Below are 23,978 nucleotides of genomic sequence, written 5' to 3'. Positions count from 1 at the left end.
GCCGTTTACCAGACCGGGATCTCCTGACCGGGGTAGGCAACCTCGCCCAACCGGCCAAGATGCGGGACCCGCAGCTGCGGATCGTCCAGTTCCACCAGCCGGCGCAGTTCCAGGTCTCGCAGAATCCGCTGCGCCGCCGGACGGCTCATTCCGCTCAGCTCGGCGAGGTCGGCCACGACGAACGGCGGCGGAAGGACGCATCCGCGGCCGTCACGGATTCCGTAGGTGACGGCCAGCTCCGCGAGCACTCGCGCGAACCTGGTTGGCTCGGCCTCCTTGCTGTCCAGCGCCCGCCTGCCGTGATAGCGGTTCCGGTGGCCGTCGGTGGCGTCCAGCGCCGTCATGAAATCGACGTCCCGACGCAGGCCGAAATAGGCCTCGCGCGAGAACTGCCGGGCCCAGACGCGCTCCGCAGCGGTGACGGTCGCCGACCGCGGAAGTCCGTCCTTGGCCGCCAGTTCGCCGATCGTGTCCCCGGCGCCGCGCATGTCGATCAGAGACGAACGCCCTTCGAACCCGCGTTTCGTGACTCGCACGAAGCCRCCGAGCAGAAGAATCATGTGTGTTGTGCGTTCGCCCTCGGCGAGCAGCACCTCGTCCGGCTGGTAGGTCCGGGGAACGCCGAGCTGAACCACACGGGCCCGCGCCACCGGCGACAACTGCGCGAGCAGTGTGCCGGACGACCATTCGGCGCTGTCGAGGTCAGCCATTCCGGTACCTGCGCACCGTCTTGCTGGTATCGCGCAGGGTTGGCACCGCGCCGGGCCACGGGCAGCTCCTACTCACGGTAGATGACCGTATCGCCCTTTCCTCCACGGGTCCGCCGGCGGTGCGCCGGACCCGCCGCACCTGCCTCACGTACCGGGATAGCCGGACGGGAACACACCGTGCAGACGACGAGTGGCCTCCGCCGTCCGCGCGGCCAGCTCCGCGCCGATGGTGTTGATCAGTGCGCCGGTGAGTGCCTCGCCGCCCAGATGCAGGAAGACGATGAACCGGGTCCGCGCCGAGCTGTCGAACACCGGCGCGCCGATCAGGCCGACGACATACGACTGATCCTCGGCGATCGCCCCGTAGCCGTACTGGATGTCCTCCAAGCCGCCAGCAGCGGGCTCGCTGCCGGTGGGGTCGCTGCCGGTGGGGTCGGGCCCGGGCTCGGTGAAACGCTCGGACACGCGACCCGGTTGGGTTGCGACGTCGCCATCCAGATCGGCGATCATCGAGAGGATCGCGCTCGGCGTGAGCAGGCCGATCCCTTCGACGCCGAAGCCGCGACGCCGAGTGTGGGCCAGCAGCTCGGGCAGGTCCAGGTGCCGCGCGGCCCGCGGTGTGCGCGCCTGCCAGGCCGCGCGGTCCTCGTCCGACGCCCAGGCGGTGATCAGCAGGCCGAACGGAGGCGCGAAGGGGTACCGGACGCCGATCACCGCTTCGACGAAGCGCTCCGACGGGCCGAAACGGTGCGCCATGACGAGCTCGTCATGGTCGCGCATGTGGATCGAGCACCCGTAGCCGAGTGACCGGCTGAGCGGTTCGAGCTGGTGGGCGAGCGCGCGCAGGGCCGGGAACCTGGCGTCCGCGGCCTTGCCGAGGGCGAGGAGCGCGGGGCCCGGGGTGTAGCTCTTGTCGGATTCGTCCCGGACCACCAGCGCCGAGTGACGCAGCTCATTGAGGATCGCCAGCGCCGTGCTCGGGACAAGGCCGAGCTCCCGGGCAACCTCCGCGAGGGTCCACGAGCGGTCCGGGTGGGCGCCGAGAAGCTCCAGGATGCGGATCACCCGTCGCGTCGGTGGTGACACCCGATCACTACGGGTGTCGGCGGGGAGAGCTGTGTTGCGCGCCGTCATCGCTCCTCACTCAGGGCCATGGCGTGGTCGACACCCGACAGTCTGCCCGAGTCGCCTCGGTCGCCTACCGGCTCACTACCAGCGTTGGCGGACAGCCTTGACAGACGAGGAAGCGAGTTGCGATATTGCAACACGCTACTTCACCAATCCGATCGAAATTATCCGGCGAATCGACGGACCCCGCGGAGGGCTGACGTGACCACGATCGAGGCTCCCACCACCCTGCTCCGAGTCGAGCCCATCCACCCCACGATCGGCGCGGTCGTGCACGGCGTCGACGCCAGCCGACCGCTCGACCCCGCGACCGTCGCGTTCGTCCGCCAGGCCCTGCTCGACCACAAGGCGATCTTCCTGCGTGGCCAGCACCTCGACCTGGAGCAGCAGGGCCGGTTCGCGGAGCACTTCGGCGACCTGACGCCGCACCCCATCCAGGAGCTCGCCGGCGGCTACCCCGACTTCGAGTGGCTGATGCAGCAGAGCATCCGCACCCGCGCCGAGGGCTGGCACTCCGACATGGCCTTCCTGCCGGAGCCGCCGTTCGCGACGCTGCTGACCCTCCCGGTGATCCCGCCGGTGGGCGGCGACACGCTGTTCCTCGACCTCGAGGCCGCCTACAACGACCTCTCCGAGCCGGTTCGCACGCTCGTGGACGACCTCACGGTGATCCACTACGCCGACAACTTCCAGGACTGGGCGTGGGGCCCGAACGTCGACGAGGCAACGCGCAACCAGATCCTCTCCTGGGCGGCCCGCCCGGTCGAGCATCCGCTGGTGCGGGTGCACCCGGAGACGGGGCGCCGGACGCTGTTCGCCGTGACCGGCTTCGCCCGGCGGATCAAGGGCCTGACCGAGACGGAGAGCAAGGGCATCCTCGACCTGCTCGCCGCGCACGTCTCGCGCACCGAGTACGTCGCGCGGTTCAGGTGGAGCCCCGGCGACATCGCCTTCTGGGACAACCGCACGGTGCTGCACCGGGCCTCGATCGACTTCGGCGACGCCCCCCGGCCACTCCAGCGCGTGACCATCAACGAGTTCGCCGTCAACAGCTGACGGACAACCATCCACACATTCACCGAAAGAACTGCTGTGACTACTGAGTTTCCCGGCGGACGCCGGTCCCTCCGCGCCCGCCGCGCCCGACTCCCGCTGCTCGCCATGCTGGTCGCCCTGGTGGCACTGTTCGCGGCCGCCTGCGGGAGCGACGACGAAACCGAGGCGACGTCCGACGCGACGGCACCAGCCGCCTCCGCCGGTGCCAGTGCCGCCGCCGTCGACCTCACCGGTGTCACGCTGCACGTCGGCGACCAGTACAACATCCTCAAGTCGCAGCTCGAGGCAGCCGGCGTGCTCGACGACGCCCCGTACAAGGTCGAGTGGAGCCAGTTCCAGGGCGGCCCCGCGGTCATCGCGGCGGAGACCGGCGGCGACGTCGACCTGGGCATGATGGGCGAGACGCCGGTCGTCTTCGCCCAGGCGGCGAACAGCCCGGTGAAGGTCGTCGGGGTCTCGAAGATCAGCGATCCGGCGAAGTACAACTTCGCCCTGATCGTCAAGAACGACTCCCCGATCCGCACCATCGCCGACCTCAGGGGCAAGAAGATCCTGAACTCGCAGGGCACGGTGTCGCAGTACCTCATCGGCAGGGTGCTGGAGAAGGCCGGCCTGACGACGAAGGACGTAGAGCTGGTCAACATCCAGCAGGGTGCGCAGGCCGCCTACGACCGGGGCGACGTCGACGTCTCCGGCAGCGGCGGGGCGCCGCTGGTCACCACCCTGGCCAAGGGCCAGGACCGGGTCCTCATCTCCGGCGCGGGTCTGCTGCCCGGGTTCAACTATCTCGTCGCCCGCGACGGAGCGCTGTCCGACCCGAAGACCAGCGCCGCCCTCGGCGACTTCCTCGGCCGGGTCGCCAGGTCCCAGGACTGGTACAACGCCAACCCGGACAAGGCCGCCGAGATCGTCAAGCCGATCTACAAGGTCGACGACGCGATCGCCAGGAAGATCGTCACCCTCGCGCCGTTCAGGTACGTGCCGATCGACAGCGCCATCATCGACGCCCACCAGTCCGAGGCCGACTTCTTCACCGAGCAGGGCGTGCTGAAGTCGACCGTCGACGCCGCGAAGGTCTTCGACGACCGCTACAACCCAGTCATCACAGAAGCCACCTCAGGCAAGTCATGACCGATCTGCCCGTCGCGGGGGTGGCCTCTGCCACCCCCGCACCACCACCGGCCCCCGCCACAATCACAAAGCCCTCCCCCGCCACAAAGCTCTCCGACACACACGCCCCAGCGTCGGACGCCGCTCCGGCTCCCGGGCTCGTCCAGCCGCGCGCGGCCAGGAGGCGCGGGCATGGCCGGGGCCTCACGCTCGTCCTGCGGGCGCTGCTGCCACTGGCGCTGTTCGGCCTGTGGTGGTGGGGAACGGAGACGGGCTGGATCTCCGCCAACGTCCTCGTCTCCCCGCCGGAGGTCGTCAGGACGTTCGGCGACCTGGTCAGCGAGGACCACCTGTTCCACCAGCTGTGGGTCTCGCTGAGCCTGTCGCTGCGCGGCGCGCTCATCGGCGGCAGCCTCGGCCTGCTGTTCGGCGCGGTCGCCGGCCTGTGGCGCATCGGCGAGGAGCTGCTCGACGCGACCATGCAGATGCTGCGCACCATCCCGTTCCTCGCGGTGGTGCCGCTGTTCATCGTCTGGCTCGGCATCGGTGACACGCCGAAGGTGCTGCTGATCTCGCTGGCCACGCTGTTCCCGATGTACCTGAACACCTACAACGGCGTCCGCAACGTCGACCGGCGCGTCATCGAGGCGATGGACGTCTTCGGCCTGCGCGGTGCCCGCCTGGTCGCCAAGGTGATCATCCCGCTGGCGCTGCCGTCCATCCTCACCGGCCTGCGGTTCTGCCTGGGTGTCTCCGTGCTCGCCCTGATCGCCGCCGAACAGATCAACTCCAGCGCCGGCCTCGGCTACCTCATGTACCAGGCGCAGTCGCTGCAGCAGGTGGACATCCTGGTCGTGGTGCTGGCGATCTACGCGATCCTCGGCCTGCTGTCCGACCTCATCGTCCGCGTCCTGGAGAAGGTCCTCATGCCCTGGCACCGAGGAGTGGCCGCCAGATGACCGTCACCTCAGACCCGACCTCGGCCTCAGACCGGGCCTCGGCCTCGGCTTCGGCTTCGGCTTCGGCTTCGGTGGCACCGTCGGCCGCGGCCTCGGCTGCGGCCGAGGAACAGCTGACCGTGCGGGTCCGGGACGTGCGCAAGACGTTCGCCCGCCCCGTCCTCGACGGGATCGGCCTCGACATCCACGCCGGCGAGTTCGTCGCGCTGCTCGGCGCCAGCGGGAGCGGAAAGACCACACTGCTGCGCATCCTCGCCGGCCTCGAAGCCGCCGACAGCGGCAGCGTCTGGGTTCCCCCGACCCGCACCGTGGTCTTCCAGGAACCCCGGCTGGTGCCGTCGCAGCGGGTCTGGCGCAACGTCGTCGTCGGGCGCCGCGGCGGGCGAAGCGGTCGGGCCGCCGCCCGGGCCGCACTCGCCGAGGTCGGTCTGGAGGACTGGGAGAACGCCTGGCCGGCCACTCTCTCCGGCGGCCAGGCCCAGCGGGTGGCACTGGCCCGCGCGCTCGTCCGGGAACCGCAGCTGCTGCTGCTCGACGAGCCGTTCGCCGCCCTCGACGCCCTGACCCGCATCAGGATGCGCCAGCTCATCGGCGATCTGTGCGCCCGGCACCGCCCGGCCGTCCTGCTGGTCACCCATGACGTCGACGAGGCCATCGTGCTCGCCGACCGCGTTGTCGTCCTCACCGACGGGCAGATCTCCCTCGACCGCCGCATCGACCTGCCCCGGCCCCGCTCCGTGGGCGACCCCGGCTTCGCCGAGTTCCACCGGCTGCTACTCGCCGAGCTCGGCGTCCACGAGCACTGATCCCTTTTCAGCCCCACACCCGACCAAGCCGCGTGCCGGCCCACCTGACTCGACCCGCCAGCGCGTGGGCCGGCGGGAAGGGGCGCGCAGGTCTGGACACACCATCGACGGCCGCGTCGTCCCGCGCTCCGCGGCGTAGGCCGCGCTCAGGCCGGCCTGGCAGCGCCGACGTGGCCGGTGAGGTCGGTACCCAGAGCCCGGACCAGTTCGTCGACGTTGCGGCGGCCCCGGCCATAGTCGACGAGTGTCCCCCGCAGACGCGGGACGCTGCGGATCGTCACCTCGGTGTCGTCCGCGCTCGGATGGACGTCCACCGTGATTCGCTCGCCCCAGGACTGCATGTTCGCCCGCGTACGCGCCACCACATGCACGCCGTCGTCGGCGACGACCCGCGCCGACAGAACAGGAAGGATTTCCAGCACCCGCCGGTGCACCACCGCGGGGTCCGCGGGGACGCGGACAACCGACGTGACCCGCGGTGAGAAATCTCTACCCAGCCCCCGATACCTGTACAGAGTGATACTGCCGAACACAACCGACATGAACACCCCGAAGAACAGCCCTGCCAGCAGCCCGACCTGCACCTCGCCGGATTCCAGACCGGCCAACAGACCGAATGGCAGACCCATCCCGAGAAGCAGCTTCAGGTAGAGACGAACGACGTGCACCAGGCCCCCTGTCGATAGCGTGTCGAACGCCCCGGTCGGGCGTCAACGCGAAAGCCGTTCTGCCGCAGACGGTCCCTCGCCGCGTCGAGCTCGTCATCGTAGAAGAGACAGGAGAATCGCGGATCCAGCACRGCGGCCGCCACGGTCAGGTCGAGCCTGCCTCGCTCCCAGAGCACGGTGAACCCCTCAGCGGGCCGAGCATTCCCAATCGGCCTRCTGGCCGCCGCCAGGCCACCGACGCCCTCGACCATCTGAAGGAAATAGCCGGCCCGGTAACCGGCTTCCTTCCAGGCTCGACGACAGATGTCGAGCCGCACGCCGTGAAAGGCGCCCTCCCTCTCGTTCACCAGCCGATTCCCCCCGCTTCCGCGCAGCCGCGATTCTAGCGCCCAATGCCCCATCCGTCCGCCGTGCGGCCTTTCCCCTCGCCATCCACCCACCCGTTCACGACATCTGTCCGCCACCTGCCCGCCGGTTCGCCGTCCATCCTCCGTCCGCCGTCCATCCGTCACTGTCTTCCGTCATCCGTCCGCCGGGGCGGGGTCCACCTTCCCCACCGCCCCACCATCCCCACCGCCCCCGCCGTGCGGCCACCGCGCGCGACCGCCCACTGCTGTCACCCACCGGTCAGGGCCGCGTCGACAGCTCCTTTCTCGCGCACACAGGCACCTCGCGACCTGCCGACCACGACCCTGCCCAACAAAGTGACATGAGCGTCTGAAACCTGAATCAGATCTATCCATTGGACGGATCAAAGGCGTATCGCGAACCCGCAAGTCGGACCGCACCCTGCCACAGACGACCCATCCGCCCCGGTCACCGGTCCCGCAGCGGCACGTCAATGGCCGACGAAACCACCACACCGCCACTACCAGCACCTTCAGAGCTTCCTGCGAGGCCTACAGGCCGTGGAACGGGCGAAAATCCGGGTCCGACAGACCAAGAACGCGACACGAAACCGTTACCTCAGCTCGCTACATCTTCCCGAAAAAACTGCCACTCGAAGACTTGCGGAACCTGAACCGACATGGATGTCGAGATTCCATGGAGAAAAGACCACAAGGGGCCGTTTAGGCGCGGGAACGCGACGAACGCGCGGATACTCAGAGCTGGCCGGTACTGTCAGATCCCTCCGAAAGATCGGCCATGCAGGCTGCCGTCAGGCGAGGAGCCCTCGCCTGACGCGGGCACTGAAGCCGGGCCGGGCCGGACCGGGCGGGGCCTGCGCCGGGCGGGGGCGACGCGGGGCGGGGGCGACGCGGGGCGAACCCAGCTCCGGCATCGAGGACCGGCCGGAGGACCGGACGCTAGGTAACGCCAGCCGGACGTGGCACGATTTCGGGGGTGACGAGCAGACCCACCCCAGCGCAGCAGATGCGCGAGATGGAGCGGCTCCGTGACCTTGCGCGACTGCGGCGCGTACGCGACCGGATCGACCGGGAGTACGCGCAGCCGCTGGACGTCGAGGCGCTCGCCCGCGGCGTGCACATGTCGGCCGGGCACCTCAGCCGCCAGTTCCGCCTTGCCTACGGGGAGGCTCCGTACGCCTACCTGATGACCCGGCGCATCGAACGCGCCATGGCACTGCTGCGCCGTGGTGATCTCAGCGTCACCGACGTCTGCTTCGCGGTCGGGTGCTCGTCACTGGGCACTTTCAGCACCAGGTTCACCGAGCTGGTCGGGGTGCCGCCGAGCGTCTACCGGCGTCAGGCCGCCGAGGCGGAGGCGAGGTCACGGATCGAAGCCGCAGGCGCGGCGGCCACGAGCACACCGGTCACAGGCACACCGGTCGCGGACACACCGACCGCGGAGATCGCGGGCCTGCTGCCGTGCGTCGCGAAGCAGGTGAGCAGGCCCGTCCGGAGCAGACCGGTCAGGAATCGAGAAGCGCAGGTCACGGAGCCGCGCCTAGCGTGACGGCCATGGACATCAGCATTCACTCCACCTTCCTTCCGCACACCGACCCGGAGGCCTCGCTCGCGTTCTACCGTGACGTCCTCGGCTTCGAGGTCCGCAACGACGTCGGCGGTGGCACGATGCGCTGGATCACCGTCGGCCCCGCGGGCCAGCCGGGAACCTCGATCGTGCTGCACCCGCCGGTCGTCGACCCGGGCGTCACCGACGACGAGCGCCGCGTCGTCAACGAGATGATGGCGAAGGGCACCTACGCCATGATCGTTCTGGCCACCAAGGACCTGGACGGCGCCTTCGAGCGGCTGCAGTCCGGCGATGTCGAGATCGTCCAGGAGCCGACCGAGCAGCCGTACGGGGTGCGCGACTTCGCCGTGCGCGACCCCGCGGGCAACATGGTCCGCGTCAACGAGGTCCGCTGACAGACGAAGCTGACCGCCGAGAAGTCCCGCGACGCACGCCCTGCACGCCCAGCTCTGTTTGGAGGCACGTTGACCACGGCCGCGAGATCAGAAACGTCCTCGCCCGCACCTGAACCCGCGCCGCACGCCGCCGACAGCCATGATCTGATCCGCGTGCAGGGCGCGCGGGTGAACAACCTCAAGGATGTCAGCGTCGAGATCCCGAAACGCAGGCTCACGGTGTTCACCGGGGTCTCCGGCTCGGGCAAGAGCTCGCTGGTGTTCGGCACGATCGCCGCCGAGTCACAGCGGATGATCAACGAGACGTACAGCGCCTTCGTCCAGGGTTTCATGCCGACGGTGGCCCGTCCCGAGGTGGACGTCCTCGAAGGCCTGACGACCGCGATCATCGTCGACCAGCAGCGGATGGGCGCCGACCCCCGTTCCACCGTCGGCACCGCCACCGACACGGGCGCCATGCTGCGCATCCTGTTCAGCCGGCTCGGGCAGCCACATGCCGGGCCGCCGAACGCGTACTCGTTCAACGTGCCGTCCGTCCGGGCGAGCGGTGCGATGACGGTCGAGCGCGGCAACAGCAGGACGGTGACGAAGACATTCACCCGCGCCGGCGGCATGTGCCCAAGGTGTGAGGGGCGGGGCGCGGTCACCGACATCGACCTCACCCAGCTCTTCGACGAAACGAAGACGCTGGCCGAGGGAGCGATCACCGTCCCGGGCTTCAGCGCCGACGGCTGGTACGGGCGCATCTTCGCCGCGGTGGTTCCCGCGGACGTCCCGATCGCCAGGTTCACCAAGAGGCAACGCGAGGAGTTCCTGTACGGCGAGGCCCGCCGCATCAAGGTCGACAACATCAACCTGACCTACGAGGGGCTGGTCCCCCGCATCCAGAAGTCGTTCCTCGCCAAGGACGTCGACTCCCTGCAGCCGCACGTCCGCGCGTTCGTGGAACGGGCCGTCACCTTCACCACCTGCCCCGAGTGCGACGGCACCCGCCTGGGCGAGGCAGCCCGGTCGTCCCGGATCGGCAGGTCCGGTGGCGCGGACGGGTCCGGCGGGATCAGCATCGCCGACGCCTGCGCGATGCAGATCAGCGACCTGGCCGACTGGGTCCGCGGCCTCGACGAGCCGTCGGTGGCGCCGCTGCTCGCGGCGCTGGCGCACGCCCTCGACGCGTTCGTGGAGATCGGGCTGGGCTACCTCTCCCTCGACCGGCCATCGGGCACGCTGTCCGGCGGTGAGGCGCAGCGGGTCAAGATGATCCGCCATCTCGGCTCCTCACTCACCGACGTCACCTACGTCTTCGACGAGCCGACCATCGGCCTGCACCCGCATGACATCGAGCGGATGAACCAGCTGCTGCTGCGGCTGCGCGACAAGGGCAACACGGTGCTTGTCGTCGAGCACAAGCCGGAGACGATCGCCATCGCCGACCACGTCGTCGACCTCGGCCCCGGCGCGGGTTCGGCGGGCGGCAGCGTCTGCTTCGAGGGCACCCTCGACGAGCTGCGCGCCAGCGACACCGTCACCGGCCGCCACCTCGACGACCGCACCGTGCTCAAGGATTCGGTGCGCACACCCACCGGCCAGCTGCCGATCCGCGGCGCGGCGACGCACAACCTGCGTGACGTGGACGTCGACATCCCGCTCGGCGTGCTGGTCGTCGTCACCGGCGTCGCCGGTTCCGGCAAGAGCTCACTCGTGCACGGGTCGATCCCGCCCGGAGCGGGGGTGGTGTCGATCGACCAGAGCGCGATCCGCGGCTCCCGCCGCAGCAACCCGGCGACGTACACCGGGCTGCTCGACCCGATCCGCAAGGCGTTCGCCAAGGCCAACGGGGTGAAGCCGGCGCTGTTCAGCGCCAACTCCGAGGGTGCCTGCCCCACCTGCAACGGCGTCGGCGTCGTTTACACCGACCTGGGGATGATGGCCGGCGTCGCCAGCCTCTGCGAGGAGTGCGAGGGGCGGCGCTACCAGGCGTCCGTGCTGGAGCACCATCTCGGCGGCCGCGACATCAGCGAGGTGCTCGCGATGCCGGTGGCGGAGGCCACCGAGTTCTTCGGCGCCGGCGAGGCACGGACCCCGGCCGCGCACCGGATCCTGACGCGGCTCGGCGACGTCGGCCTGGGCTACCTGAGCCTCGGCCAGCCGCTCACGACCCTGTCCGGCGGTGAGCGGCAACGGTTGCGGCTGGCCACCCAGATGGCCACCGACGGCGGCGTCTACGTCCTCGACGAGCCGACCACCGGCCTGCACCTGGCCGACGTCGAGCAGCTGCTGGGCCTGCTCGACCGGCTCGTCGACGCGGGCCGGTCGGTCATCGTCATCGAGCATCACCAGGCTGTCATGGCGCACGCGGACTGGATCATCGATCTCGGCCCCGGCGCCGGCCACGACGGCGGCCGCGTCGTCTTCGAGGGCACCCCGGCCGACCTCGTCGCCGCCCGCTCCACCCTCACCGGCGAACACCTCGCGGCCTACATCAGCACCTGATCTGTGCCTGCTGGACCAGGCCTTGGCCGCGCCTGGTCCAGCAGGCAAAGCACAGCACAGCCAAGGCCGGGTCCGGCCGGATCCGTCAGGGTTTGTCAGGGTCCGTCAGGGCGAAGTGATCGCGAAGCCCGCTCCCGGAGCGAACGTCGTCACGTTCGGCGGGATGGCCTTGAGCTCGTCGATGGCCGCGCACGCCGGGCAGGCCGCATAACCGGACTGATGGATCTTGTTCGCCTCGGCGTCGGCGCGGGCCTGGGCGACGCGGGCCTGGGCCTCGCTCACACCGGCGAACGCCGCCTGCGCCTTGTTCACCGCCTCCTGCACCTGGGCCGGCAGGGTGATCCGAACAAGATTGAACTTCAGGTCGACCAGGAACGCCTCACCCAGGGTCGACTCCAGATCGCGGGCGAGCGACTCGTTGATCGCCTTCTGCACCGCGGCAATGTTCCCGTTGGACGATTCCACCGGCCCGGTGGGCGTGGTTCCGGTGACGGAGTCCGGGTTCACGGCCTGGTTCGCTCCGAGCTGCACCAACGCGCACGAGGAGACCAGCTGGGCGCAGTCGAAGGTGTTTATCTGCTCACGCAGGTCGTTGTCGATGACCGGCCGGATGATCGTGTCCAGGAAGGCGGACCAGCCGTTGTCACCGTCATAGGGCGCGTACTGCTTGCCGTCGGAGAGCAGCCGGAACTTACGGGTCCCGAACTTGTCGTCGAACGTCCGCAGGACGTCCGGGTCGGTGTTGAGGGAGAAATACAGCGTCCCCTCGATACCCATTTCGACGCCGTCCTTCGACGGCACCCGGACGACCTCGTGGTCAGGCCGGTCACCCTGCCCCTCGTTCGCGGTGATCGTGTAGAAGCGCTGCTGGGCAGGGTACTTGTGCACGTCGGAGTAGAGGCCGACCCAGACCCGTCCGGATGCCGGCGCAATGACCTGCCGGATCCGGTGGTTGTCGAGTGGGCCTCCGTTGCGCACGACGGCCACCTCGCCACCGTTCGTACGGTCGAAGGAGCCCAGCGCGCTGAACCCGAGGACCAGCAGATAGATGCCGAGCAGGGCGAGGACGGCGATTCMCGCGCGGGATCGCCAGGACCGGAAGCGCATTCAGGCTCCTCGAGCCGGACGCGAATCGACGGACCGTCGAATCGCAAAGCAAATGGTGCAACATGAATATCAGTTCGCACCACCCGCCAGAAGCGCGTTCCATTGTCAGGCACCCGACTCCGTTTCGACGCCAGAAGCCCGCCTCCACGGAGGCCGTTCCCGCCTGCCTGCCGAGCCTCAGAAGGTTTCCCGCGCATCCGCTGGCGGCGTCCGGGCGGCCCGCGACGTCCGCCCGGACGCTGAGCGTGGCGCTGCCGCGGCTGTGCACCACCCGCGGCGCCACGCTGGAGTGCGGCGCGCCGGCACGCCGAACGCACCGGCGCGCTCGCCTCAGTCCTCGATCGGGGTGACGCCGACCGGCTTGTAGGTGGTGGGCTTGCCCTTGGCGTCCAGCGTCGTGAGCAGGCCACCGCGGGAACATTCGGCCGGGCTGGTCGGGTAGGCCTTGCCGTTGCACCGGAACCGCAGCCCGGTCGCACCCGGCAGGTCCTTCTCCGGCATGCCCTTGAGAGCGGCGGTGACGGTAGCCGGCGTGATGTCGCCGGTCAGGCCCTCAAGCCCGGCGTGGAAGGCCGACAGGGTGATGAACATCGCGGCCGCGCCGGCCTCGGTGACATCGATGCTCTTGCCCTTGCCGTAGGTGTCGACCACGGCGTTGAAGACGGCGATCGCCGGGTCGTCCGAGCCGATCGGGGCGGTCGCGGTGATCGTCATGCCCTTGAGGAAGTCGCCGGGCACAGCGGCGCGAGTCGCGTCCGTGATGCAGTGCGCGATGGCCGCGAGGGGGCCGTCATACCCGACGGCACGCAGCCCGTTGAACGCGCTGATGCAGAACGCGTCGCTGCCGACGACCTGCACGATCCCGGGGTCGCCGTCGACGATGCGCTGCATCTGCGGCGTCATGTCGGCGGTGCCGGCCGGGATCTGGACGACGTCGAGCGCGATGCCCTGCTTCTCGAACGCGGGCCTGGTCACCTGGTAGAGGCCGGTGGTGACCGGCAGGTCGATCGCGACGACGGTGACCTTCTTGGCACCCGCGTCCTTGGCGACCTGGACCGGCAGCGTGACCAACGGGAAGAACTGGTCGCTCAGGATGAAGGTCGAATCCTTGTCACCCAGCGAGCCGGCGCCGTTCGCGGTGTAGAACATCACCGGCACCTTCGCCGCGTGCAGCGGCTCCCAGATCTGCTCCCCGGCACCGGACGAACCGACGACGACGGCGACGACGTCCTTCTCGATCATCTGGTTGGCGCAGTCGGTGGCCTTGGCCGGGTCGGCCTGTGCCTCGCACTGCACGACCTCGATGGGCCGGCCCGCGATGCCGGAGCGGTGCTCGTTGAGGTACTGGACGGTCGCGTCGGCGACCTTGAACTCGTAGGACAGGTCCGCGGCGGGGCTCTGACCGTCCGAGATCACGCCGATCTTGACCGGTTCGCCCTTGGCCTGGGCCACCGGCCCAAGCGCCTGCGCGGCAGCGGCGGTGCCGGCCGGCGCCGGGCTGTCAGAGTCCTCGTCGCCGCCGCAGGCCCCGAGCAGGAGGCTCGCGGACAGGGCGCCCAACGCTCCTAACGCCGCTAAGCGCACTCCCGCGCTCCGTCGCGGTGACCGCCGCTGCCTCGCTCCCCCTGTTCCGCCGCCGGGCTCGCGCCTGATCGCCAGCTCCTGCATGTAGGTGTCCCCCATCTCACGGTCGGACGGCCGAATCGCCTGGCCAGGCGGTCGATCCGTCGAAACGGATCTCCCGGCCTGGATGCACGGCTACGGTACGGACCAGCGGTCCGCTTCACAAGCGAAACTTAAGGAACGGCCCTGGCCGGAGCCGGGCCAGCGAGGCCCGGCCGAAAACCGGTTTCCGCGGCCCGGCGAGGCGGGCTATGGTGTCCGGGCAGACTCCCCAGCTCGATGGAGGCGACATGGAGGGCGACGACGACATCTCCGGCTGATCCCGGTGATGTTCGGCCTGCCGGCCGGTGCGCGACAGCGGCACCGCCCGGGCCGATGAGTCGTCCTGCCCTCTGCCGCTGAGCAGCCGCGCCACGCGCGCAGGCGTGCCATGCGGGCAGCCACGTCACGCCATGAGCCGAGGTCTTCTTCCGCATGTCCGTCGTAGCTGACACCGCCGTCGTCTGTTCCAACCTGTCCTTCTCCTGGCCGGACGACACCCCCGTCTTCCAGGGCCTCTCCCTCACCGCCGGTGCCGGCCGTACCGGGCTCATCGCCCCGAACGGGGCCGGCAAGAGCACGCTGCTCCGCCTGGTCGCCGGCGAGCTGCGGCCGACCGGCGGCAGCGTGACCGTCACCGGCCTGCTCGGCTACCTGCCGCAGTTCCTTCCGCTGGCAGACCACCGGACGGACACCCTGACGGTGGCCGAGGTCCTCGGGGTCGCCCCGGCGATCCGTGCGCTGCGCGCCGTCGAGGCCGGTGACGCCAGCGAGGAGAACTTCACCACGATCGGTAACGACTGGGACGTCGAGGAGCGCACCCACGCCGAACTCGACCGACTGGGCCTCGGCGCGCTGACCTTCGACCAGTCGCTGCGCACGCTCAGCGGTGGCCAGATCGTGTCTGTCGGCCTGGTCGCGCAGCTGCTGAGGCGTCCGGACGTACTGCTGCTCGACGAGCCCACCAACAACCTGGACCTCGCCGCGCGGCGCCGGCTGTACGACGTCGTCGACGCCTGGGCCGGCTGCCTGCTGCTGGTCAGCCACGACCGTGCCCTGCTGGACCGGATGGATCGCATCGTCGAGCTCGACCACGGCGACGTCCGGTCGTACGGCGGAAACTTCACCGCCTACGAAGAGGCCGTCCAGCTGCGTCAGGCCGCTGCCGAACGTGAGGTCCGCGGTGCCGAGCAGGAACTGCGGCGGGAGAAGCGGGACAGGCAGCAGGCCCGGGAACGGGCGGCGCGCCGGGCTGGCAACGCCGCGCGGAAACTGCCCGACGCCGGTATCCCGAAGATCGTCGCCGGGGGCTTGAAACGGCGGGCGCAGGAGTCGGCGGGACGGGCCCAGGAAGCCCACACCGAGCGGGTCGGACAGGCGCAGGCCAGGTTGGACCGTGCCGAGGAGGCGCTGCGCGACGACCGGCCGATCGTGCTCGACCTGCCCGCCACCCGGGTGCCCGCCGGGCGGACGGTGTTCGCCGGCGAAGGCCTGCAGGTCCGGTACGGCGAGACGGCCGTCTTCGGCGACGTCGGCGGCGAGGGCGGGAGCGGCGTTCACGGCGGCGGTGTTGATCTGACGATCCGGGGTCCGGAACGCATCGCGTTGACCGGCCCGAACGGGTCAGGAAAGTCCACGCTTCTGCGGTTGGTCGGCGGGCAGGCCAAGCCTTCCGGCGGCCGGATCAGGGCGGCTGACGGCCGGGTCGCGTACCTCTCCCAGCGGCTCGACCTGCTCGACCTCGACCGCACCGTCGCGCAGAACCTGGCCGCGTCCGCCCCGGAGATGCCGCCGTCGGAGCGCATGCATCTGCTGGCACGCTTCCGGTTCCGCGCCGGCGGTGCCGACCGGCCGGTAGGGGCGCTGTCCGGCGGGGAACGCCTGCGGGCCACGCTGGCCTGCGTCCTGTTCGGCGAGCCGGCTCCACACCTGCTGCTGCTCGACGAGCCGACCAACAACCTCGACCTGGTCAGCATCGGCCAGCTCGAGGCCGCGCTGAACGCCTACCAGGGCGCGTTCGTGGTGGTCAGCCATGACGAACGGTTCCTGGCCCGGATCGGCGTGAACCGCTGGCTGCATCTCGAGCAGGGCGTGCTGTCGGAGCCCGGGGGCGCTTGACAGGCCACTTGTCTACCAAGATAGTGGTAAACGTGATCGGGGTGACGTCGTCCGCGCGGTGCATGGTGGAGCATGTTCACGTCACCAGCTGTCTGTGTCGCCACTGACACCGGCTTGATCAGTGCGCGCTGATATTTCAGCGATACCAATCCGCCCAGCGCGGATCTTCTTTCTCAGCTAAGTAGGCGTTTTCCTGCGCGGGCGGGCACCTCACGTCACGCGGAGATCTGACGCGCGCCATTTTCCGCACCGCACCGAAAACTGCGTACGCGACGAAACGAGGAACATCGGTATGACCGATCAGGCCCCGGGAGAGAACGCCAGGCCGGGCGCGCAGTCCACGAATGCGGAAGCGGGCACGGACGCGGGCCTGCAGCCCACGGACACGGGCACGGGCACGGGCACGCCTGCGGCAACGCCGGTCGGCACGCCGCGGCGCCGCGATCCGTATGCCAGCTTCCCGGGCCGGATCGGACGCACAATGGGCCAGTCGGAGCCGGCCTGGGCACCGCGGGAGACACCCGCGCCCGGCGCACCCAACATCGTCGTGGTGCTCGTCGACGATCTGGGCTACAGCGACATCGGCCCGTTCGGCTCGGAGATTCCCACACCCGTGCTGGACCGGCTCGCCGAGCGCGGGGTGCGGCTGACGAACTACCACACCATGCCGCTGTGCTCGCCGGCCCGAGCCGCCCTGCTCACCGGCCTGAATCCGCACCGTGTGGGCTATTCGCTGGTTGCCAACGCCGACCCCGGCTTCCCGGGCTACGGCATGGAGATCGCCGACGACATCCCCACCCTGGCGGAGATTCTCCACGACGGCGGGTATGCCACCTACGCAGTCGGCAAGTGGCACCTGACGAGGGATTCCGCGTCGAACGCCGCCGACGACCGGCGCAACTGGCCGCTGCAGAAGGGCTTCGAACGCTACTACGGCGTCCTCGAAGGGCTGACCAGCCTGTTCCACCCGCATCAGCTCGTCCGGGACAACAGCCCGCTCGACATCGACGAGCTGCCGGAGGACTACTACTACACCGACGCGATCACCGACGAGGCGATCTCGATGGTGAAGTCCCTGCGGGCGCACGACCCGGACAAGCCTTTCTTCCTCTACCTCGCGCACAACGCGGTGCACGGCCCGTTGCAGGCGAAGGCGGAGGATCTCGAACGGCACCGCGGCCGGTACGCCGACGGCTGGGACGAACTACGGGAGAGCCGGTTCGGCCGGCAGCTCGACGCCGGACTGTTCCCGCCGGGCACCCGGCTGCCCCGCCGCAACTTCGAGGCCGGATTCGAGGTCGGCGCGTGGGCTGACCTCTCGCCGGAAGAACAGCGCCTGTACGCCCGGTACATGGAGGTGTACGCCGCGATGGTCGACAATGTCGACCAGAACCTCGGCCGCCTGGTGGACACCCTGGAAGCCCTCGGGGAGCTGGACAACACCATCATCCTGTTCACCTCGGACAACGGCGGGACCGGCGAAGGTGGCCCGGAGGGCACCCGCAGCTACTTCAGCCGTTTCGTGCACTACCCGCTGCTTCCCGCCGACTGGAATCCCGACGTCGAGCGCGAGATCGACCTCATCGGCGGGCCGCAGAGCCTGGTGCACTATCCCCGCGGCTGGGGAATGGCGTCGAACACCCCGTTCCGGCTTTACAAGGGCCAGACCCACGCCGGCGGGGTGCGGGTTCCCTTCGTGCTTTCCTGGCCGGCCGGCCTGCGCCGGACCGGGGCGGACGACGGCATCCGGGCGCAGTACCAGTACGTCACCGACATCGCGCCCACGCTGCTCGAGCTGGCCGGGGTGAAACGGCCCGAACAGCGCCACGGGCAGGTCGTCCAGGAACTCGACGGGGTCAGTTTCGCGCCTGTCCTGACAGACCAGAACACGACCAGCACCCACAGTGAACAGTACTGTGAGATGACCGGTAACCGCAGTTATTACCGGGATGGCTGGAAGCTGGTCACCCTGCACCGGTTCGGCACACCGTACGACGACGGTGAATGGGCGTTGTACAACCTGGCCGAGGATCCGACCGAGATCGACGACATCTCCGCCGAGTACCCCGACGTCGTCGGGGCGCTGGCAGCCGCCTGGGAGGACGCCGCCTGGCGCAACGGCGTCTTCCCGCTCACCGACGCGAGCGGCGGCCTGGCCATCCGCAACCCGGCCGAGGAGCGCCTGCGCCGCCCGGTCACCCTGCTGGCCGGTACGCCGGAGCTCGAGCGGTACCGGTCCGCCAAACTGATCACGTTCCGGTCCTTCGACATCGACATCGACCTGACCTGGCACGCCGCGGACGACGCGGGTGTCCTCGTCTCGCACGGTGACCAGGGCGGCGGTTACAGCGTCTACGTGGAGAACGGCCGGCTCCACCTCGCCTACAACGAGTACGGCACGCTGCACGAGGTGGACGCCGGGCCGCTGGACGAAGGCGTGCATGCCGTTCGCATCGCGGTGGTGGCGCAGGCGGGCCTGCGCTGGGAGTGGCGGGTCCTCGTCGACGGAGTCGAGACGGGGCGGCTCGCCAGCGTCCACCAGCTGATCGGCATGGCGCCGTTCCAGGGGATCAGCGTCGGCGTGGACCGCCGCTCCCCGGTCTCCTGGCCCGTCCACGAGCGGCACCGGACGTTCCGCTACACCGGCCAGCTGCGCAGCGTGACCTACACCTCCGGCGAGCCGGGCCCGGACGATCTCGAGACGCTGGTCCGGGTGATGCGGGAGGCCGCGGCCGCGTTCGAGTAGGCACAGGTAAGCGCGGGAGGCAGCGGTGCCGGCACCCGCGCCCGGGATGCTTCCGATCTCAGGTCCGGCACCGGAACTGGTGGAACACGGGCATCGTCGCAATAGGTTGTGCAGTTCAGATGCTGGCCGACCAGGGGTGACGGTGCGCTGTGAGCAATGTGGAAACGGTTTCCGCCGAGATCCGGTGCCGGGCCGACGAGCGCTCGGGGCAGGTCGTCGAGATCATCTCCCCGCACGACGTCCCGCTTGGCGGAGCCGACGCGATGACGGTGCGGCGCACCCTGCCCCGCCACAGCCGCTCGATGATCGGCGCCTGGTGCTTCGTCGACCACTATGGTCCGCATGACGTCTCGGCGGGCGGCGGCATGGATGTGCCGCCGCATCCGCACACCGGGCTGCAGACGGTGAGCTGGCTGTTCGCCGGAGTCCTGGAGCACCGCGACAGCCTGGGAACCCATGCGTTCGTCCGCCCCGGCGAGGTGAACCTGATGACGGGCGGGCACGGCATCTGCCACTCCGAGGTGACCGCCCCGGGGACGACGATCCTGCACGGGGTGCAGCTCTGGGTCGCGCTGCCCGACGCGCACCGCGACGCCCCCCGCGACTTCCAGCACCACGTTCCGCCGGTCGTGGACCTCGACGGCGCGACGGCACGGGTCTTCCTGGGCGAGCTCGCCGGCGAGCGGTCACCGGTACGCACGTTCTCGCCGCTGCTCGGCGCCGAGATCGTGCTCGCACCGGGAACCCGGCTGACGCTGCCCGTCGACCCCGGCTACGAGCACGGCGTTCTGGTGGACACCGGTGACGTCGAGGTGACCGCGTGCGCCGACGCGGGCGCGGGTCCGGACGCGGCTGGGCAGCGGGTCGCGGCCGGCGAGCTGGGTTACCTCGCAGCGGGTGCGGCGAGCCTGGCACTGGGCAACCCCGGCAGCGACCCGGTACGGGTCGTACTGATCGGTGGGGAACCCTTCGAAGAAAACATCGTTATGTGGTGGAATTTTATTGGGCGCAGCCACGAGGAGATCGCCGTCTACCGCGAGGCCTGGCAGAATCAGTCCGACCGGTTCGGCCAGGTCGAGGGGTACATCGGCGGCACCGCCTGGCTGCCCGCACCGCCGCTGCCGGAGACCAGAATCAAGCCACGCGCCAGGCCGTGATCCCTGGCGCTGTGAGCCAACAGCCACCAGCCGTACGGCCGTTCATGCCAACAGGTGCACGGGACGATTCCGACGGCAAAGATGGCTTCGAACCTGTCGGTGGGCGGCACAGGACGTCCACCACGGAGCGGAGGAGGAACCGTGGCACGACGTCTCAGCTGCCCGTGTGGCGAATTCATCGAGGGTGAGGACGACGACGACCTCGTGGAGAAGACCCAGGCCCATCTCGCCGAGAAGCACCCGGGCCACGAGTACTCCCGGGAGCAGATCCTGTTCCTCGCGTTCTGATCGAACCGCCGGCCGGCGGCTTCGAGGGTGAGTTCGAGCGCCGGAGACTTCGAGCGCCGGAGTCGGAGCCGGAGCCGAGGCCGGCGGCGTCGAGGTCGAGGGCGGCGGGGTCAGACAGCGTCGAGTACCCCGCCCGCCCGGCCGCGGGTTCGGCTGCGGGTCACCAGATCCCGCGCGGCGGCCTGCCACTGCGGGTGGGCGAAGACGAAGCCCGCGTCGAGCAGCCGGCCTGGCACAACCCGGCGACTTTTCAGGAGAAGCTCGGTGTCGCTGCGCAGCAGGAACGCACCGAGCTCGGCCATCCAGGCCGTGGCTGGCAGGCCGACAGGCACCCCGGCCGCGGCCCGCAGCTGCGCCATGAAGTCGCGGTAGGGCAGCGGTTCGGGCGAGGCCAGGTTGACCGGCCCGGTGAGATCCTCCCGGGCGAGAAGCAGCGCGACCGCCCGCGCGAAGTCGTCGCCGTGGATCCAGGACATGTACTGCCTGCCACCGGCGACCGGACCGCCGAGGCCCAGCCGGGCCATGCGCCAGAGCATGTCGAAGGCACCGCCCCGGCCGGGAGCCATCACCATGCTTGCCCGCAGCGCGACCTTGCGGGTCCGCGGGGTCGGAGCGTCGGCCTGCGCGCTCTCCCACGCCCGGGCGATGTCGACGCTGAAGGCCCAGTACGCCGGCACCCCAGGCTCGGCCCCCCCGACGACCCCCGTCGCCTCGTCGTTGGCCTGATCGTGACTGTGCGCGTAGATCGTGGCGGTGCTCATCTGCAGCCACACCCGCGGGGGCGCCGCCGCCCGGGCGATCGCCGCACCCACCACGGTGGCGGAGTCGACCCGCGAGGCCATCATCTCCTGCAGGTTGCGTTGGGTGTAGCGGCAGTTCACGCTGCGGCCGGCAAGATTGATCACCGCATCCGCCCCATCGACCTCGGCCGCCCACGGGCCGAGGGTGCGCCCGTCCCAGCAGACCACGCGACCATCCCCCGGACGGGCGTCCGCCCTGCCGGCGGCTCCAGCCGGGGCGGGCTCACGCCGGCTGAGGACGACGACCTCGTGCCCGGCGTCCAGAAAGGCTCCGGTCAACAGACGCCCCAGATGCCCGGTACCACCCGGAATGATGATCTTCATCGCTGCCCCGTCTCCTCCCAGACCGAGCCGGGCTGACCCGGTCCCGTCATCCCGACATGTCGTTGGCCAGCCGTTCAGCGACGCGCTGTCGTCGGCCATCCGAACCCCGGCGGTGAACGCAGATCCGTCAGCAGGCGGTGGACGTCGTCCGTGACGGAGCGCAGTACCGGAAGCCTCGCGAGCGGCACGGTCCTGCCGATCAGCCGCGCCGAGGAGTCCACCAGGCGGCGCGTCCGTACCTGGCCCGGTGATCCGTCGTAGACCCAGAACAGCGTGATGCCGAGGTAGGACAGCCAGAGCAGCTCGGGCAGCGCCGGCAGCGCGGGCGGCGCGGGCGGGCGAGGAACACCGAGCCGGCCCGCGGCCCCCTCCACGGGACCATCGACGGGACCGCGGGCAGGGCCGCGGGCGGGGCCGTCGACGACCTCGCGGAACAGGCCGATGGCGGCTTCCCGGGCAGCCGCCGAATCGGCGCTGAACGGGCTGGACGTCGAGTCCGGCGAGATCGCGACCCTGATGAACGAACCGGCGAAGGCGTGGTACGGCGTCATCTCGTCGATACCGGCATGCAGCACGCCCCGGAGACGGCCCGAGAGGTCGCGGGCCTGCAGCGCCTCGGCCGCCCGCTGCCGGTGCCCCGCCTGGATCACGGCATAGAGCTCCTGGACGAGCTGCTCCTTCGAGCCGAAGTAGTAGTAGGCGTTCCCGAGCGAGACCCCGGCGGCCTGCGCGATACCGCGCATCGTGGTCTGGTCGTAGCCGCGTTCCCGAAACGAGGCCAGCGCCTTTTCGAGAATCAACGCACGTGTCGCGGCCCCCCGCCCGGCGCCTTCCCCGCGGTAACCGACTTCGCCGCCACCGCTGGCCCGGCTGCCGCCACCGCTGACGTCGTCGCCGCTGCCGCTGACATCGTCGCCGCCGACTCCCTGCGTTCCCATCGACGAGGGCTCCATCCAGAGTTGAACATGTTCAAGTTCGGATGGAATACTAACGCGACAGCAGCCTCCGACGCGGCTTCCCGCGCGCAGCACCCGCCCACCACCCGCGGCGGCAGTCCGCTCGCCCGGCCTTCCCACGTGCGGTTTTGCGTAATACGTGCGGTTGGGGTGTAGAAATACGCCGTTCAGGTCGGATCGCCCGGTGCGGGGAACTCCCACGGAACTGGTAGGGGCCACCGGGCGCCGAGGAGACTGGAAGCGGGGGCATGCCGGACTCATCGGCTCTTGACGTGCTGGTCGGGCTGGCGCTGATCTTCGCCGCGTTCAGCCTGGCGGTCTCGCGGATCAACGAAACCGTCCTCGCCCTGTTCCGCTACCGGGGGCTGCGGCTCGAAGCCGAGCTCCGTCGGCTCCTCGGCGGAATCCGCCAGGCCGGCGGCCCGGCGGATGGACCCGATGTCACCGCCGAGCTCCTCGACGGGCCGCTGCGGGTCCTGCGAGCCACCGGCAGGGACGTGCTACCGGTGAACGTCGCCGACCATCCCCCGGTCAGCGGGTTCTGGGCGTCGATCCGCCGGGCCCGGCGGCTGCGGCTGCCGTCCTACCTGCCCTCGACCGCGTTCGCGCAGGCCCTGCTCGATCTCGTGGACCCACCCGCACGGGTCATGCTGCACCAGCTCCGGCCGGAGAACCTGCCCGCGGAGATCCCGGCCGAGATCCGGACGGCCTACCAGCGCGCGTATGACGCCGCGCGCCGGGTACTCGACGAGCAGACCGCCACGGCCCTGCACCAGGCCATGCCCGCGGAGCACCCGACCGGGCGGGTGGTGGCCGCCGCCCTCGTCGCCGCCGTCCGGACCGGCGCCGTCGCCTCACTGGAGGAAAGCCTCGCCGCGCTGCCGCCCTCCCCCGCCCGGACGGCGTTGACCGCCGCGATCGTCAAGGCCGGCGGCGACCGCGAGAAGATCATCGCCGATCTGGCGCGCTGGTACGACGACGCGATGGACCGCCTCTCGGGCTGGTACAAGCGGCACATCACCGCGTTCCTGCTCGGTTACGCGATCCTGCTGTCGGCCGCGTTCAATCTGGACGCCATCGCGATCACCCGGGCGCTGTGGCAGGACGGGACCGTACGGCAGGCCGCGGTGGCCGCCGCCGTCGCCGAGGTGGGCACGGCGGGCGACGACGCGGCCACCAGCAGCGGAACCACCACGGGCACCGACGCGACCGCGGATGGTGACGCGACGGTGGGTGAGGCCGCGGAGCGCAGCATCGAGGCGGTGCGTGACGCGTCCGGGCTGTCCATCCCGGTCGGTTGGGTCGATGCGTCCGACCGGCGCGACGACCCGCGGGAGGTGCCGACCTCGGTCGGCGGGTGGCTGCTGAAGATCGCCGGTATCGCGATCGCCTGCTTCGCGCTGACGGCCGGCGCGCCCTTCTGGTTCGACCTGCTGGGCAGGCTGGTGAACATGCGGGCCACCGGCCCGAAACCACGCGCCGCGAACAACTAGCCACAGCAGGAAGGCACTCCGGGGCAGAAAGAAGGCCTCGCGGGCGGTAACTGATCATCGCGATACC

Annotated in this window: 20 protein-coding genes; 12 read left to right on the top strand and 8 right to left on the bottom strand. The window is 70.1% G+C overall.

The annotated features are described in order from the left end of the window. Positions 1-5 precede the first annotated feature (5 nt). Together CcI49_RS00585 and CcI49_RS00580 are read right to left on the bottom strand one after the other, a co-directional pair. Positions 6-710, bottom strand: coding sequence for a Crp/Fnr family transcriptional regulator (locus tag CcI49_RS00585; protein WP_054564328.1), 705 nt, complete (start codon positions 708-710; stop codon positions 6-8). 144 nt (positions 711-854) lie between these two features. Continuing rightward, the gene (locus CcI49_RS00580; RefSeq protein WP_083749227.1) at positions 855-1,844 is read right to left on the bottom strand and encodes a helix-turn-helix domain-containing protein; all 990 of its coding nucleotides are present in this window, start codon (positions 1,842-1,844) and stop codon (positions 855-857) included. A gap of 195 nt (positions 1,845-2,039) precedes the next feature. Between CcI49_RS00580 and CcI49_RS00575 the strand changes: the two genes are divergently transcribed. The 4 genes from CcI49_RS00575 to CcI49_RS00560 are packed head-to-tail and all read left to right on the top strand — an operon-like array spanning position 2,040 to position 5,769. Continuing rightward, a complete protein-coding gene (locus CcI49_RS00575) occupies positions 2,040-2,894 on the top strand; it encodes a TauD/TfdA family dioxygenase (RefSeq protein WP_054564330.1) in 855 nt (284 codons plus the stop codon). A gap of 36 nt (positions 2,895-2,930) precedes the next feature. Beyond that, positions 2,931-4,025 (top strand): ABC transporter substrate-binding protein, encoded by a 1,095-nt coding sequence (locus CcI49_RS00570; protein WP_235497500.1) that lies wholly within the window; start codon positions 2,931-2,933, stop codon positions 4,023-4,025. Further along, entirely contained in the window at positions 4,022-4,963 is a 942-nt protein-coding gene (locus CcI49_RS00565) for an ABC transporter permease (protein WP_083472959.1), read from the top strand. The genes CcI49_RS00570 and CcI49_RS00565 overlap by 4 nt, the downstream gene beginning before the upstream one ends. Continuing rightward, positions 4,960-5,769: an ABC transporter ATP-binding protein gene (locus CcI49_RS00560; RefSeq protein WP_241839836.1), complete on the top strand. Its 810-nt coding sequence runs from the start codon at positions 4,960-4,962 to the stop codon at positions 5,767-5,769. The genes CcI49_RS00565 and CcI49_RS00560 overlap by 4 nt, the downstream gene beginning before the upstream one ends. 146 nt (positions 5,770-5,915) lie before the next feature. Here the strand turns inward: CcI49_RS00560 and CcI49_RS00555 are convergent, their stop codons facing one another. Both CcI49_RS00555 and CcI49_RS00550 read right to left on the bottom strand, forming a co-directional pair. After that, entirely contained in the window at positions 5,916-6,437 is a 522-nt protein-coding gene (locus tag CcI49_RS00555; RefSeq protein ID WP_063792962.1) for a hypothetical protein, read from the bottom strand. Further along, entirely contained in the window at positions 6,413-6,784 is a 372-nt protein-coding gene (locus tag CcI49_RS00550) for a hypothetical protein (protein WP_198955425.1), read from the bottom strand. Before CcI49_RS00550 ends, CcI49_RS00555 begins: the two co-directional genes overlap by 25 nt. A 1,027-nt stretch (positions 6,785-7,811) precedes the next feature. Between CcI49_RS00550 and CcI49_RS00545 the strand changes: the two genes are divergently transcribed. From CcI49_RS00545 to CcI49_RS00535, 3 genes are all read left to right on the top strand, one after another. Continuing rightward, entirely contained in the window at positions 7,812-8,354 is a 543-nt protein-coding gene (locus CcI49_RS00545) for a helix-turn-helix transcriptional regulator (protein WP_054564333.1), read from the top strand. Between the two features lie 5 nt (positions 8,355-8,359). Further along, entirely contained in the window at positions 8,360-8,770 is a 411-nt protein-coding gene (locus CcI49_RS00540) for a VOC family protein (protein WP_076823626.1), read from the top strand. 69 nt (positions 8,771-8,839) lie between these two features. Next, entirely contained in the window at positions 8,840-11,260 is a 2,421-nt protein-coding gene (locus tag CcI49_RS00535) for an excinuclease ABC subunit UvrA (RefSeq protein ID WP_054564334.1), read from the top strand. Positions 11,261-11,365: 105 nt separating this feature from the next. Here CcI49_RS00535 and CcI49_RS00530 read toward each other — a convergent pair whose 3' ends face one another. Beyond that, positions 11,366-12,367 (bottom strand): SPFH domain-containing protein, encoded by a 1,002-nt coding sequence (locus CcI49_RS00530; protein ID WP_076823625.1) that lies wholly within the window; start codon positions 12,365-12,367, stop codon positions 11,366-11,368. Between the two features lie 330 nt (positions 12,368-12,697). Then, positions 12,698-13,951 carry an ABC transporter substrate-binding protein gene (locus CcI49_RS00525; RefSeq protein WP_054564336.1) on the bottom strand — a complete coding sequence of 418 codons (1,254 nt, stop codon included), beginning with the start codon at positions 13,949-13,951 and terminating at the stop codon, positions 12,698-12,700. A 513-nt stretch (positions 13,952-14,464) separates the two neighbouring features. On the opposite strand from CcI49_RS00525, the gene CcI49_RS00520 reads away from it, so the two are divergent. From CcI49_RS00520 to CcI49_RS00505, 4 genes are all read left to right on the top strand, one after another. Continuing rightward, a complete protein-coding gene (locus tag CcI49_RS00520) occupies positions 14,465-16,147 on the top strand; it encodes an ABC-F family ATP-binding cassette domain-containing protein (protein ID WP_076823624.1) in 1,683 nt (560 codons plus the stop codon). Between the two features lie 481 nt (positions 16,148-16,628). Further along, positions 16,629-18,893 (top strand): arylsulfatase, encoded by a 2,265-nt coding sequence (locus tag CcI49_RS00515; RefSeq protein ID WP_054565336.1) that lies wholly within the window; start codon positions 16,629-16,631, stop codon positions 18,891-18,893. Positions 18,894-19,042: 149 nt separating this feature from the next. Further along, positions 19,043-20,050 (top strand): pirin family protein, encoded by a 1,008-nt coding sequence (locus tag CcI49_RS00510; protein ID WP_076823623.1) that lies wholly within the window; start codon positions 19,043-19,045, stop codon positions 20,048-20,050. 141 nt (positions 20,051-20,191) lie between these two features. Then, the gene (locus tag CcI49_RS00505; protein ID WP_006538181.1) at positions 20,192-20,338 is read left to right on the top strand and encodes a hypothetical protein; all 147 of its coding nucleotides are present in this window, start codon (positions 20,192-20,194) and stop codon (positions 20,336-20,338) included. A 110-nt stretch (positions 20,339-20,448) separates the two neighbouring features. Here CcI49_RS00505 and CcI49_RS00500 read toward each other — a convergent pair whose 3' ends face one another. Together CcI49_RS00500 and CcI49_RS00495 are read right to left on the bottom strand one after the other, a co-directional pair. After that, on the bottom strand, positions 20,449-21,462 hold the full coding sequence (locus tag CcI49_RS00500; RefSeq protein ID WP_076823678.1) for a DUF1731 domain-containing protein: 1,014 nt from the start codon (positions 21,460-21,462) through the stop codon (positions 20,449-20,451). A 74-nt stretch (positions 21,463-21,536) separates the two neighbouring features. After that, a complete protein-coding gene (locus CcI49_RS00495; protein ID WP_083749226.1) occupies positions 21,537-22,400 on the bottom strand; it encodes a TetR/AcrR family transcriptional regulator in 864 nt (287 codons plus the stop codon). Between the two features lie 266 nt (positions 22,401-22,666). Between CcI49_RS00495 and CcI49_RS00490 the strand changes: the two genes are divergently transcribed. After that, positions 22,667-23,911 (top strand): hypothetical protein, encoded by a 1,245-nt coding sequence (locus CcI49_RS00490; protein WP_054564340.1) that lies wholly within the window; start codon positions 22,667-22,669, stop codon positions 23,909-23,911. The last annotated feature ends 67 nt before the right edge of the window (positions 23,912-23,978 follow it).

Origin of the sequence: Frankia sp. CcI49 (genome assembly GCF_001983215.1) — a bacterium.
Classification (GTDB): Bacteria; Actinomycetota; Actinomycetes; order Frankiales; family Frankiaceae; genus Parafrankia; species Parafrankia irregularis.
This window is presented reverse-complemented; position numbering and strand designations above follow the sequence as displayed.

Bases quoted from the DNA above. Each gene is read 5' to 3' on its own strand.
- CcI49_RS00540 (WP_076823626.1), top strand. From the start codon at position 8,360: ATGGACATCAGCATTCACTCCACCTTCCTTCCGCACACCGACCCGGAG.
- CcI49_RS00545 (WP_054564333.1), top strand. From the start codon at position 7,812: ATGCGCGAGATGGAGCGGCTCCGTGACCTTGCGCGACTGCGGCGCGTA.
- CcI49_RS00500 (WP_076823678.1), bottom strand. From the start codon at position 21,462: ATGAAGATCATCATTCCGGGTGGTACCGGGCATCTGGGGCGTCTGTTG.
- CcI49_RS00495 (WP_083749226.1), bottom strand. From the start codon at position 22,400: ATGGGAACGCAGGGAGTCGGCGGCGACGATGTCAGCGGCAGCGGCGAC.
- CcI49_RS00490 (WP_054564340.1), top strand. From the start codon at position 22,667: ATGCCGGACTCATCGGCTCTTGACGTGCTGGTCGGGCTGGCGCTGATC.
- CcI49_RS00565 (WP_083472959.1), top strand. From the start codon at position 4,022: ATGACCGATCTGCCCGTCGCGGGGGTGGCCTCTGCCACCCCCGCACCA.
- CcI49_RS00580 (WP_083749227.1), bottom strand. From the start codon at position 1,844: ATGACGGCGCGCAACACAGCTCTCCCCGCCGACACCCGTAGTGATCGG.
- CcI49_RS00560 (WP_241839836.1), top strand. From the start codon at position 4,960: ATGACCGTCACCTCAGACCCGACCTCGGCCTCAGACCGGGCCTCGGCC.
- CcI49_RS00520 (WP_076823624.1), top strand. From the start codon at position 14,465: ATGTCCGTCGTAGCTGACACCGCCGTCGTCTGTTCCAACCTGTCCTTC.
- CcI49_RS00515 (WP_054565336.1), top strand. From the start codon at position 16,629: ATGGGCCAGTCGGAGCCGGCCTGGGCACCGCGGGAGACACCCGCGCCC.